Origin of the sequence: Bacillus sp. DE0042 (assembly GCF_007680225.1) — a bacterium.
Lineage (GTDB): Bacteria > Bacillota > Bacilli > Bacillales > Bacillaceae_G > Bacillus_A > Bacillus_A wiedmannii.
Window position 1 is genome coordinate 1,204,290 of record NZ_VEJP01000001.1, and the last position, 15,073, is coordinate 1,219,362.

General features: G+C 37.6%; 1 protein-coding gene. It reads left to right on the plus strand.

Annotated features, from left to right (window positions below):
* The first annotated feature begins 33 nt into the window (after window positions 1–33).
* On the plus strand, window positions 34–15,066 hold the full coding sequence (locus tag FS802_RS05940) for a DUF11 domain-containing protein (RefSeq protein ID WP_098823028.1): 15,033 nt from the start codon (window positions 34–36) through the stop codon (window positions 15,064–15,066).
* The last annotated feature ends 7 nt before the right edge of the window (window positions 15,067–15,073 follow it).

Here is a 15,073-nt window from a genome sequence, read left to right on the forward strand (position 1 = left end):
TGACCAAGACTATATTGTAAATGAGGTGACAACATGCCCATTACGAATCGATTTTCTACCACCACTAACGGCGCACTCGCAATTACAGGTAATACACTCGGGTTAAGTAAAATTAGTAATCAAAACCGTGCTGGTACAATCGGGGCAATTGGTGCATTCGTAACTACGAATACTGCTTTACAAGTAACGACTTTTCCTGCTGGTACAACATTAAACTATACACAAAATAGTTCTACCGCTCTTTTAAATATCCCTGCTGGTAGTACTATTCTTTATGCAGAACTTATTTGGGGTGGCAACTACTTATCTCGTGATCAAAACATTACGAGTGTATTAGGAAACCCCGTTTCTTTTACAACACCTGTGTCAACATACTCAATTACCCCTTCAACCGTTACAGCTTCTAATCAAACATTCGTTTCTGGATCTGTCACATTTGGATTCTATACACGTTCCGCAGATGTAACATCCCTCGTTCAAGCTGGAGGATCTGGCTCTTATACAACCGGCTCTGTCCCTGGACTTGTTGATCCTTTGGATGCTTCTAACGGAGCTATCAATTCTTCTGGATGGACGCTCATTGTCGCTTATCAAAACGGTTCCTTACCCGCAAGAAATTTAACAATTTACGTAGCTGGTAACCGCGTTTCTGTAGAAACTGGTAGTGCAGATGTATCTGTCTCAGGGTTTTTAACACCTGCCGGAGGACCTGTAAGCGGGAGATTATTTATAAGTTCTACTGAAGGGGATGCTGATTTAACTGGGGATCAAGCATTATTTGGACCAAATTTCAGTTCATTAAATGCATTATCTGGGCCAAATAATGCTGTAAATAATTTCTTCGGTTCTCAAGTTAATAATGCTGCCGGAAATTTAGATACAACTGGGACATTTGGAACACGAAATCAAAGTGCTTCTACAAGCACAAACATCTCTGCTGGGAGACAGGGCTGGGACATTACTTCTATTGATATTTCTCCTTATTTAACAAATTCTCAAGTGTCCGCCGCAATCCGTTTAACAACTAACGGAGACGCGTATATGTTGAATACAGTCGGTTTACAAATCAACATAAATTCTCCTAATATACAAGCAACGAAAAGCGTGAATAAAAGCGTCGCTGCAATTGGAGACGTTCTCACTTATACAGTTACTATCCCTAACACTGGACTTCTTCCTGCCAATAACGTTATTTTTACAGACATTCTCCCTAACGGTACTTCCTTTATACCTGGGACTGTAACGATAGATAATGTCCCGCAAACAAACGCAAATCCGGCTGCTGGTATATCTCTTGGAACCATTAATAATAACGCTTCTCGTACAGTAACTTTTCAAGCTACTGTCGTTTCTCTTCCAAGCCAAAACCCTATCTCTAACACTGCTAATATTACATTTCAATATACACCGATCGCCGGAGGAACGACTTTTAATGGTCTTGCCACAAGCAACTCTGCAGGAACACAAATTAACCTCGCAGATATTAATGGCACAAAATCAGTTAACAAAATATTTACCGATATTGGCGAAACGTTAACTTACAGTATTGCCTTAGCTAATGTAGGAAATATCGCTGCAACGAACGTTATATATACGGATCCGATTCCTAGCGGGACTACTTTCATTCCGGGAAGTGTAACTGTTAACGGAGTTATTCAAGCTGGAGCGAATCCCGCTAATGGTATATCCATTGGAACCATTGCTGCTAATTCTACGACTACTGTTTCATTTCAAGTATTCGTTCCTTCTATCCCCCAAACAAATCCAATATTAAATAGTGGCTCAACAACATATCAATACATTCCTGTGCCAAATCAACCGGCAGTAAGCGGGACTGATACGACGAATATTGTATCTACTCAAGTGAATAACGCTACTGTAACTATGGCAAAGGCAGTAGATAAAAATTTTGCAGATATTGGTGATACGCTAACGTACACTGTTTCCTTTACAGGTACAGGTAATACGAATGCGAACAATGTTATTTTTACAGATGTCATTCCTACTGGAACAACTTTTGTTCTCAACAGTTTAACAATAGATGGAACGACACAAGTTGGAGCAAATCCTGCTAACGGTGTGAACATTGGATCTATCCCAACTGGCACAACAAAAAATGTTTCCTTTCAAGTAGTAGTAAACACAATACCCGCGTCAAATGTCGTATCTAATGGATCAAGCGCTTCTTATCAATATACCGTCAATCCTAGCCAATCACCAATTACAAAAAACATCTCTTCTAATCTTGTTTTCACTCAAATTAACAACGCGAATTTAACATTAACAAAATCAACAAACAAACAATTTGCCACAATTGGCGAAACAATCAGTTATACAATTCTTATTACAAACAGTGGAAATACAGCTGCAACTAACGTGCAACTAACAGATCCACTTCCAAATGGAACGATATTGACTCCTGGTACTGTAACATTAAATGGAGTTTTGCAAAATGTAGATTCTCTCGTTGCTTTACCTATCGGCACAATTCCTGGCGGAGCTACTTTTACACTTTCTTTCCAAGTAACAGTCATCAATATTACCGCCCAAAATCCTATCATTAATAATGCTTTCGTTTCTTATTTATATAGTGTAAATCCAAGTCTGCCACCAACTTCAAAAACAGCAAATTCTAATTCTGTTACATCAACAATTAGACTAGCAAACCTTCAAGCTACGAAGTCTGTAGATAAAACATTTGCGGAAGTTGGAGATGTATTAACTTATACCTTTGCTCTTACAAACGATGGAAATGTTGCGGCGAACAATGTAGTACTATCCGATTCAATTGCGAATGGTACTGCCTTTGTACCAAACAGTGTTACAATTAACAATGTTGCTCAGCCAGGTGCTACACCAGCTAGCATCAATATTGGTAGCATCAATGCAAATACTACAATTACAGCTTCATTCCAAGTATTAATAACTAGCATTCCAAATCCTAATCCTATTTCAAATAGCGCTTCTATTTCCTATAACTTTATCGTGGATCCAAACGCTTCACCTGTAAGTAAGAACACTACTTCAACCACTACATTTACTCAAGTAAACGATGCAAATGTCATTTCAGCAAAAACAGTGGATCGAGCGTTTGCTACTGTTGGGGATGTATTAACTTATACTATTCTTTTAACGAATGCAGGAAGTGTTACTGCTGATAGCCCTACTTTCGTTGATACGAATCCAGACGGTACTACCTTTATTCCAAACACTTTCCTTATTAATGGTGTACTCCAAAATAACGCTGATCCAAACGTCGGTGTTCCGTTACCTTCCATTCCTGCTAACGGTGAAATTACTGTTTCTTATCAAGTAACCGTCACTGCTTTACCTACACAAAATCCAACAATAAATTCATCTAGTACACAGTATAGCTTTATTCTAAATCCAGGCGATCCACCAACTATAGAAACCTCTTTAAGTAACACTGTAAGCACACAAATTAATTTAGCAAATGTAGTTATTGTCAAACAGGTAGATTTAACTATTGCTGATGTTGGGCAACCAATCACATATACAATTGCTTTAGCTAACCCTGGGAATACTCCAGCGAATAATGTAGTCGTTACCGACATACTCCCTCCTGGTACGACTCTTGTACCAAATAGTATTTTTATAGGCGGCGCTTTACAACTAGGTGCTGATCCAAGTGTTGGTCTTCAAGTTGGGACAATTCCCGCAGGTGGAATTACAACCATTGTTTTTCAAATTAGTGCAAATAGTTTACCTTCACCAAATCCAGTTCAAAATAGTGCTGCACTACAATATAGCTTTATCGCAGATCCAAATTTACCTGCTGTTGTTAGAAATGCCACTAGCAATATCGTAACGACACAAATTAACACCGCAAATCTTGTTGCTACGAAACTAACAAGTACAAATTTCGCTGATGTTGGCGATGTCATAACTTATGCAACAATTTTAACGAATAACGGCAATCTCCCTGCCACTAATGTAACGTTTACAGATATCATTCCAGATGGTACCATCTTCCTTCCTAATACTGTAACGATTAACGGTGTCCCTATAGCAAATGCAAATCCTGCTAACGGCATTTTGATCGGTACGATTGGGGCAAATTCATCACGTACCGTTTCATTCCAAGTTTTTGTACCAACTATTCCTGCTGTAAATCCAATTACGAATCAATCAGGCACTACATTCCAATACACGTACGATCCATCCAAACCAGCCATCATGCAGATGGTTGCTTCTAACACTGTACAAACAGCTATTAATAACGCTACGATTACCTCTGCAAAATCTGCTGATAAACAGTTTGCGAACGTAAATGATATTATTACGTATACGACTACTTTAACGAATAATGGGAACACACTTGCATCAAATATAGTATTTACAGATACCATTCCAAGCGGGACATCTTTTATTCCAAATAGCGTAACAGTAAATGGTACTACGCTCTCTAATGCAAATCCAGCAAATGGCATAGCAATTGATCCAATAAATCCGAATGTAAATACGATAATTTCTTTCCAAGTGCAAGTAAATTCCATTCCGAATCCGAACCCTATCCCGAACCAAAGTAACACAACGTACCAATATGTCGTAAATCCTAACTTACCTCCAACATCCTCCAATGCGTTAAGTAACGTAATAACAACTCAAATTAATAACGCTACGATTATCGCTACAAAATCAGTGAACACACCGACTGCTGCAATTGGAGATATCGTTACTTATACGATTGCAGTTACGAACACAGGAAATATCCCTGCTAGTGCTACAGTTTTAACAGATGGACTTGGACCAGGCGCATCCTTCATCCCAAATTCCGTTACGATAAATAACGTTTCCCAACCTGGATTAGACCCGTCATTAGGTATTCATTTAGACGATATTTCACCAGGAGGCACTACTTTCATTACATTCCAAGTGAAAATCCTCGCTATTCCACCTAGTGGAACTTTAACGAATAATGCTCTTGTAAACTACGAATATGCAGTGAATCCAACCGAAACACCAGCTGTTGGTAGTACCGTAACAAACACGACAGTTACACCGATTGTTGATGCTACTTTAGTAATAAATAAAAATGCTAGTACAACTTTTGCTACAATTGGAGATACAATTACATTCACTTCAGTTGTTACAAACACCGGAAATACTACTGCTAATAACGTTGTATTTACAGATACAATTCCAAACGGTACCGCTTTTGTCCCAAATAGCTTTAAAATAAATGGTGTAACCATCCCAAATGCAAATCCACAAAACGGTATTACTATTGGTAACTTGAATTCAAATGCATCGGTTACACTTAGTTTTCAAGTAAATATTACAACTCTTCCAAACCCTAATCCAATTCCTAACAAATCATCGCTTCAATATAGCTTTATTGTTGATATAAATGAACCGCCTGTTTCACGAACAGTTCAATCCAATAAAACTTTTACGCAAGTAAATACAGCCTCCGTAATCGCAACAAAAACTGCAAGCAGTGCATTTGCTGCTGTTGGAGATACAATTACGTATACAACTACCCTCACTAATAGCGGAAATACTACCGCAAACACACCTGTTTTTATCGATATATTACCACCTGAACTTTCATTCGTTCCTGATAGCGTACAAATTAATACCATCCCACAACTCGGATTTAGACCAGATAGCGGAATTTCTTTAGATTCAATTCCAGTTGGAGGAACGACAACAATTAGTTTTCAAGCTATCGTTGGCTCAATACCAGCTACAAATCCTACGTTGAATCAATCCAGTACGACATATTCTATCATTGTTGACCCTACCCAGCCACCGGTGACAGAAACAGCTACAAGTAATCCAACTTTAGTGCAAATTAACGAAGCAATTATTCAAGCAACGAAAAGTGTGGACCGTATCTTTTCTGACGTCGCACCTGGAAATTCATTTTTAACGTATACTGTTTTATTAGATAATATAGGGAACACGACTGCTACTAATATCATTTTTACAGATTCAATTCCGAATAATACAATATTTATAGAAGATAGCGTTCGAGTAGGCGGGGTTTTATTACCTGGGGTAAATCCAGCGAATGGGATACCAATTGGGGATATTATTGCAGGAGATTTTATAAACGTCACCTTCCGTGTGCAAGTAGTGAGTATTCCAAATCCTATTTTTACAATCGGACCTGGAGGGCCAAATTCACCAGTTGTAAACGGTGCTTCTATTAATTACCAATTTATTACAGGACCTAATTTACCACTCGTTTCAAGAAGTACGACATCCAATCCTGTTTCGACACAAATAAATTCTGGGGAAATTGTGGCAATTAAATCTGTAGATAAAACTTTTGCAACAATTGGAGATACAATTTCTTATACAATTTCATTAAGCAATCCTGGAAATGTAACATCACAAAATGTGATATTTACTGATATGTTACCTGACGGAACAACATTTATTTCTGGAACTCTTATAAACGAATTAGGCACTCAACAAATTTGGAATCCAGCTAGTGGGATTCAGATTGGAAATATAAACCCTGGTAGTACGGTTGCTATTACGATAAACGTACTTGTTACAAACATTCCGAGTATAAATCCAATTTCGAATTTTAGTTCTGTGCAATTTGAACATGTGGTCGATCCTAGCCAACCTGCCGTATCACAAACGAATGTATCTAATGCAGTTTCAACAACAATTAATAGTGCAATATTAATTACGACAAAAACTGTTGATAAATCTATTATTTCCGTCGGTGATACACTTACGTATACAACTACGATTACGAATACAGGAAATACACCTGCTACAAATATAACTTTTACAAGTGCCATTCCTCCTAGCACTACTTTCGTACCAGATTCGGTCACAGTAAATGGCATCCAACAGCTTGGTACACAACCAGCACTTGGAGTAACTATACCAAATATCGCTTCTGGCGCAACAGTAACCGTTACTTTCCAAGTAAATGTTATTTCTGTGCCCCCTTCAAGCTCGATTATGGGTAACGATACAATTTTATATTCTTATACTGTTGATCCAAGCGGAACTCCTACTACAACTTCTACTTCAACGAATATTGTTACAAACCCTGTATTAGATGCTATGATAACGATGATTAAATCAGTTGATCAAACACTTGTAACACTAGGTGATACTATTACCTATACGACACTTTTAACGAATAGTGGAAATACAAATGCTACGAATATTACGTTCACTGACCTTATTCCAGACGGTACAACGTTCGTTTCGGATAGTGTCACAATAAATGGCATCACACAACTTGGTCTTAATCCTAATACAGGTATTACAATTGGATCAATTGCTCCTAACAGCTCAATAGCAATAGCATTTCAAGTTACCGCTACTTCTACTCCTGTTCAAAATCCTATTGCCAATTCGGCTAGTGCTTCTTACACATTTATCGCTGACCCTAATGCCCCTATTGTTTCAAGGAATGTTACTTCAAACACAGTGTTCACTACAATTAACACAGCTACCATTCTTTCATTAAAACAAGTCGATAAATCCTTTAGTCGTATTGGAGACACACTCACCTATACCGTCACTCTATCAAACAACGGAAATTCCGCCGCACAAAATGTTATATTCACTGATACAATTCCAAGCGGAACTACATTTATTACAAACTCTTTTTCTATTAATGGCATTCCCCAAAGCGGTGCGGATCCATCGAACGGTGTAAATATTGGGACTATAACAGCTGGGACTACAGTAACAGTTTCATTCCAAGTTACTGTAACGTCATTACCAGCCGAAAACCCAGTTGTAAATTTCTCATCAACATCGTATCAATTAGTCTCACCGCCTGATGCAGAAACTTCAATTAGCAATCCTGTTTCAACGCAAATTAAGGAAGCTATATTATCCATGACGAAAAACGAAAGTGTATCCTTTATAGACGTCGGGCAAACTGCTTTTTACACTACTTCTATTTCGAATATAGGAAATACAGATGCAGCCAACATTGTATTCACAGATGTATTACCGAGCGGACTCACCTTTGTTCCTAACACATTAACTGTTGATGGTGTTTTACAACCTGGCGCGAATCCAAATACCGGTGTATTACTTGCAACACTTCCACCAAATGAAATATATAGTATCGTATTTCAAGTTACAGTTAACAGCATCCCACCTATTAATCCTGCACCAAATACAGTATCAACGACGTATGAGTTTACTGTTGATCCTGTTAATCCTCCCGCTTCAAGTACAGCTAGTTCTAACACTACGCTTCTTCAAATAAACAATGCAACTATTATTAGTACAAAAATAGCAAACCTTACTTTTGCGGATGTTGGTAATACAATAACATTTACACTTAACCTCCCTAATACCGGGAATGTGGCTGCAACTGATGTTACCGTTATCGATATACTTGATAGCAATTTAAGTTTCGTTCCAAACAGTTTCACAGTTAATGGGCAAACCATTCCAAACGCTGATTTATCTACTGGTGTAAATATCGGTTCAATTAATGGTGGAAACACATCGATTGTCACATTCCAAGCCATCGTTTCAACCCTCCCAATCAACAATCCTATTTCTAATTCGGCTCTTACCACTTACCGTTATATTGTTGATCCAGATCAGCCGTTCATTTCAACTTCTAATCAATCTAATACAACGACAACACAAGTTAATAGCGCTATCCTTACTGCACAAAAAAATTCAAATGTGGAAACAGTAGATATTGGGCAAGATATTGTCTACTCAGTTACGATTACAAATAGTGGAAATGTTAGTGCGACGAATGTTATTTTTACCGACCTAATTCCAGACGGAACTTCCTTTGAACCGAATAGTTTTACACTTAACGAAACTACCATCCCAAATGCAGACCTAATTACAGGCGTTCCAATTGGTGATATCGCGCCAAACCAGTCTGTCATCGTAACATTTCATATTAGTGCCGATGAAATTCCGCCTATAAATCCAATTACCAATGAAGCTAGTGTTAGTTTCCAACATATCGTCAATCCAGCTAATCCTCCTGTTTCAAAAAACATTACTTCAAATAGTGTTACAACAACAATTGAAAGTGCTATTTTAACTACCACTAAAATCGGAGATAAAGCTTTCGCAACGATTGGTGATACGATTACGTATACAACTACGATTACGAATACAGGAAATATTCCTGCTAATAACGTTATTTTCTCAGACCCGATACCATCGTGGACACAATTTGTTGCAGGATCAGTTATTGTTGATGGCACTCCATTAGCATCTGCTTCTATCATTGACGGTATTGGCATAAATACGATCATTCCAAATCAAACTGTAACAATCATATTCCAAGTTCAAATCGTAAGCAACCCAACAACGTTCACACCTGAACTCCAAAACTTAGGATTTGTGAACTTCCAATATAACGTAGGAAATGCATTACAGGCTCAGCCTGGCAATGTGGAAACGAACGTCTTCGTTACTTCTATTAATTCAGCAATACTTTCAGCTGTAAAAACTGCTAATACTGCCTTTGCAAACATCGGCGACATGATCACTTATACAGTTTTAATTCAAAATAGTGGCAATACAAACGCTACGAATGTAAATTTCTCAGATCCGATTCCAGCAGGAACAACTTTTGTTGAAAATAGTTTTACTGTAAATGGAAGTACCATTCCAGGTGCAAATCCAAATAACGGAGTTACTATCGGAACCGTTAACGCGGGTAGTTCCTTAACTGTTACTTTCCAAGTCATAGTTACATCTACTCCACCTTCGAATCCAATTACAAACGTTGCATCTATTCAATACGAATTTATAGTTAATCCAGCCTCTCCTCCTGTTACAGGCACAATAACTTCTAATAGTGCTTCCACACAAATTAATAACGCGACTGTTACAACTGTTTTAGAAGCAAATCGTACAATCGTATCTATCGGAGATATCATTACGTATACAGCAACATTAACGAATACTGGAAACTTCCCTGCAAATTCTGTATTACTCATTAACGGAGTTCCTGAAGGGGCATTATTTGTTCCAAATAGTGTCACGCTTAACGGGATTTCACTTCCAGATGCAAGTCCAACTCTCGGTATTCCAGTTGGTATTATCGCACCAGGTGATTCTGCTACTATTACGTTCCAATTTCTTGCAAGTTCTATTCCACCGCAAGGAGCAATTATAAATCAAGCACTTACAAGTTACACTTATATTGTCGACCCAAGTCAACCTCCAGTTACAGCAACATCTTCATCTAATACGGTAAATACAGCTGTCGTTGATGCATCGCTATCTGTAATTAAAAATACAGATTCTCTCGTACAATCTACTGACGGTACAATCACTTACACGGTAGTCGTTCAAAATAACGGAAATACAACTGCAAATACAGTTACTTTAACAGATTTGGTCCCAGAAGGAACTGCATTTATTCCGAATAGCGTAACCATAAATGGCGTTTCAGCTCCGGGTGCTGATCCAAACGTAGGAATCTCCTTAAACGCCATTGCACCTTCAGAAATCGTCACCGTCACATTCCAAGTTATCGTTCAATCCATTCCAAGCGTGAATCCAATTTCTAATATAGCCCGTATTGACTATACTTTTATCGCCGATCCAACTGCTCCTATCATCTCTCGAACAATTACATCTAATCCAGCTTTCACACAAATTTCGGATGCGAATGTTCTTTCTTTAAAAGCTGTCAATGCACAACAAGCAACAACCGGTGACATTTTGACCTATACGATAACGCTAGAAAATACCGGAAATATTCCAGCTACTAATCTCATATTTTCAGATATGCTTCCAGAAGGGACTACATTCGTAGAAAATAGTTTTACACTTAACGGAACAGCTATACTTGGTGCAAATCCAAATGCAGGTGTTACTTTGCCTAACCTAGTAGCAAACGCTACTCACCTTATTTCGTTCCAAATTCTTATTAACGATTCATTCTCGCAACAATCGATTACAAATCAATCTATTACAACATATACAATTCAACCAGACCCAGGACAACCGCCTATTACTGAAACATCTACAAGTAATATTGTCATTACAAATTTCGTGCAAGCACAATTGACAGTTACAAAAACGTCCAATCCAATAACTGTAGATATTGGCGGAACTATACTTTATATTTCTGAAGTGAAAAATATCGGCAACGTTGACGCAATAAATATTATTTTTACAGATTCTATTCCAGCTGGGACTACATTCGTTCCCGACAGTGTCACAATTAACGGTGTACTTCAACCAGGTGTAAATCCAGAAAACGGAATTCCAATTGGAACGATTCCACCAAACAGTTCCAAAACAATACTATTTCAAGTACAAACAAATAATCCACCAACTGCAACCGAAATTGTAAATCAATCATCTGTAAATTACCAATATGTAAGTATTCCTACAGCACCACCAGTGAATCGCTCTGCAAATTCTAATATCGTTACAGCATCACTTCAAAATGCAAATATTATTTCTGTTAAACAGGCGGATGTTACTTTCGTAGCCATTGGGCAAACTATTACCTACACAAATACACTACAAAATATAGGAACTGTTCCAGCGAACAATACGGTGTTCATTGACAACATTCCAGAAGGTACTATATTCATTGAAGATAGCTTATCAATAAATAATGTGATTCAGCCTGGTGCAAATCCTCAAAATGGAGTAACTCTTGGTACGATACAACCAGATGAAACAATCACTATTTCATTCCAAGTACAACTTACAAATATACCAGAGGGCAACACAGTCATTAACATTTCAGACACTTCGTATGAATACCAAATTGACCCTAGTTCTCCGATTATTCAGCGTAGATCATTATCAAATGCAGTAAATACTGAAGTGCGGACGGCAAATGTTAGTGCAATTAAATCTGCTAACAGATCTATTACACGTATCGGTCAAATCATCACCTATACAGTCGCAGTTACAAACGCTGGTACAGTACCTATTACAAATACTCTCCTAATTGACGCAATTGCCGCTGGCACCACATTCGTTCCAAATAGCATCCTTATAGATGGCATACCAAGACCTAACGAAAATCCAATTACCGGTATCAATCTTGGTATTATCCTTCCAAATAATACGATTATTGTTACGTTCCAAGTAAACGTAGTCTCTATACCTACACAAAATACTATTAATAATATCGCTGTTATACACTATGAATATCAACCGGAACAAAGCGCACCACCAATTTCAGAAACGACCTCTTCCAATACTACAAATATACAATTTATTGATGTGATTCTTATCGCTACAAAATCCGTTAATAAAGTATTAGCTAATATTGATGACACCATTGAATATACAGTATTCATTCAAAATAACGGATCTACTACAACTAACTCCATCTTTTTTACAGATACTATAGAAGATGGAACAGTATTTATTCCGGGAAGTGTAACAGTTAACAACACTGTACTTCCTGCAGCAGATCCGAATATCGGCTTTTTCATTCCTAATATTGCGTCAGGGCAAGCGACTACAATAACGTTCCAAGTTTCCGTTACGAATTTACCAGCTTTAAATCCAACGCCTAATACTGCAAACATCGTCTACGACTTTATTTTCAATCCTGACTTTGCACCAATTCAAAAATCTACTACTTCCAATACTACTTTCGTCCAAATTAATGATGCTGATATCGTGTCACTGAAAACTGTTAATTCGACTTCTGTAACGATTGGCGACATTTTAACTTATACAACAACTTTAACGAATATAGGAAATACAGATGCTACTGCTGTTGTATTTACAGACAATATTCCTGTTGGAACAACCTTTATAGACGGTAGCGTTTTAGTAAATAATATTCCTCAGCTTAACGCGAATCCAAGTATTGGTATACTTGTAGGAACGATTGCTCCTAACATTTCTATCCCAGTCACGTTTTCCGTTACTGTGTTAGCTCTTCCAGCTAGCGGTCGTATTCAAAATCAATCCACTTCTCGTTATACAATTAATGGGGAAGAACAAGTATCGACTAGTAATATTACCTTCACTGAAGTTATTTCTGCTAATGTAATTGCAACAAAAACAACGCCTATCCAATACGCTGACCTACAAACTATCATCCCTTACACAATTTCCATCACAAACAATGGAAATATACAAGTAGAAAACATTCACGTTACTGATATCATCCCAGCAAATACGAGCTTTATAGAGAACAGTGTTATTGTGAATGGCACCGCTCGTCCAAATGACAATCCACTTAACGGGATACAACTTGATAACATTCCGCCTAGTACGACAGCAACTATTCTATTTCAAATACGGGTTACTTCGATTCCGCAAACCAATCCAATCTCTAACACGAGTACAATTAAATACCAATACACGTTACCGAATCGACCACCTATTACAGAAACTATTATTTCATCAGCTGCCGTAACAACAATTAATCATGCGAATTTGAATAGTAATAAAGCAGTTGACCGTGCATTTGCAACAGTCGGTGACACATTAACGTATACAATTACACTCAATCAAACTGGTAATGTTGCAGCAAATGATGTAATCATTCAAGATATTATTCCTCAAGGTACTACGTTTATAGAAAATAGCGTTATTGTAAACGGAGAAGCTCTTCCGGGAGTTAATCCAGTAAACGGCATACCAATTGGTACTATAACTGTTGGCGGAGATGCTAGTGCTTCATTCCAAGTATCTGTGACTTCTATCCCAACACCAAATGAACTCAACAACAAAGCAATTACTACCTTTAACTATATAGTCTATCCAAATAACGTACCCGTTACGAATACCACTACAACCAATACCGTCACAACAACTGTCCAAAATGATAATGTCTTTGCTATTAAGTCTGTTGATGTAACGAATGCCTTACCTGGTCAAACTGTAACGTATACAATCACAATTACGAATAGCGGTAATGTAACGATTGAAGATCTTCTTGTCATAGACACCGTACCAGTAGATACAGCCTTCGTTACGGGCAGCGTTACAATTAACGGAATCAATCAGCCTAATGCAAATCCTGAAATTGGTATTTCATTAGGAAACCTTGTTACTAATGAATCTGCTATCATTACTTTCCAAGTAACAATATCTTCTTCAACTCTTCAATCTGCAATCAATAACGATGCTTCTGTTTCCTATACTGTTACCATTGATCCGAATGAACCGCCTATTACAATTACAAAACAAACAAATACCGTTACAACAACAGTAGTTGATCCGATGGTTCGCATTGAAAAGACAGCTGATAAATCTATCGTAACAACAGGAGAGACCATAACTTTCACATTAGAAGTAATAAATCATTCACCAATTCCTACAATCAGTACTTCTATCCTAGATATCATTCCAGTTGGTACAACATTTATAGAAAACAGCGTAACAATTAACGGTACTCCGGTTCCAAATGTTCGTCCAGACACTGGTATTAATATCGGCGCTTTACCTGCAGGTGGAGTATCAACGATAACATTTAAAGTTCTCGTCACTTCTATTCCTTCAAACAATACAATTGTCAATTCCGCAACAGTTACAGCAGCTTTCCAATTGACACCACAAGACCCAATTATTACTTTTATTGTTAATTCAAATACCGTTCGTATACCAGTTCAATTTATAACTACAACAGTCACGAAAAACGCTTCCGTCAGCTCGGCTTATTTAAAACAGTATTTTGATTATACGGTGCGTATTACGAATACTTCTGATATTTCACTTTCAAATGTTTCGTTACAAGATACCATTCCAGCAGGTTTACAATTTATGAACGGAACGGTCTTTATTAATGGGGAACGCTCTCCACTAGCGAATCCAAATATCGGTTTCCTAGTCGCTACTAATTTGGAACCAAATGAAACAATTATCGTCTTATTCACAGTACAAGTGATAAGTCCGCCTGTTAATAATGAATTTAAAAATACGGCCAATATTTCATTACAACTTCAAGTCTCGCCTACCGATCCACCAATTACAGTAACCGTTACAAGCAACGAAAATATCGTCACCTTTATTCCAAAAAATCCTGATGAAACACTTCCAAATTTCAATTGTTTCTTTGACGGCGAACGTTTTATACGCATTACCCCTCGAAATATACGAAATTACTTTTGGACTTGGATTTGGTGGCGTTAATTTAAAC

What these genes read in the sequence shown, in the direction of transcription:
- FS802_RS05940 (WP_098823028.1), top strand. Translation starts at nt 34, where the DNA reads ATGCCCATTACGAATCGATTTTCTACCACCACTAACGGCGCACTCGCA.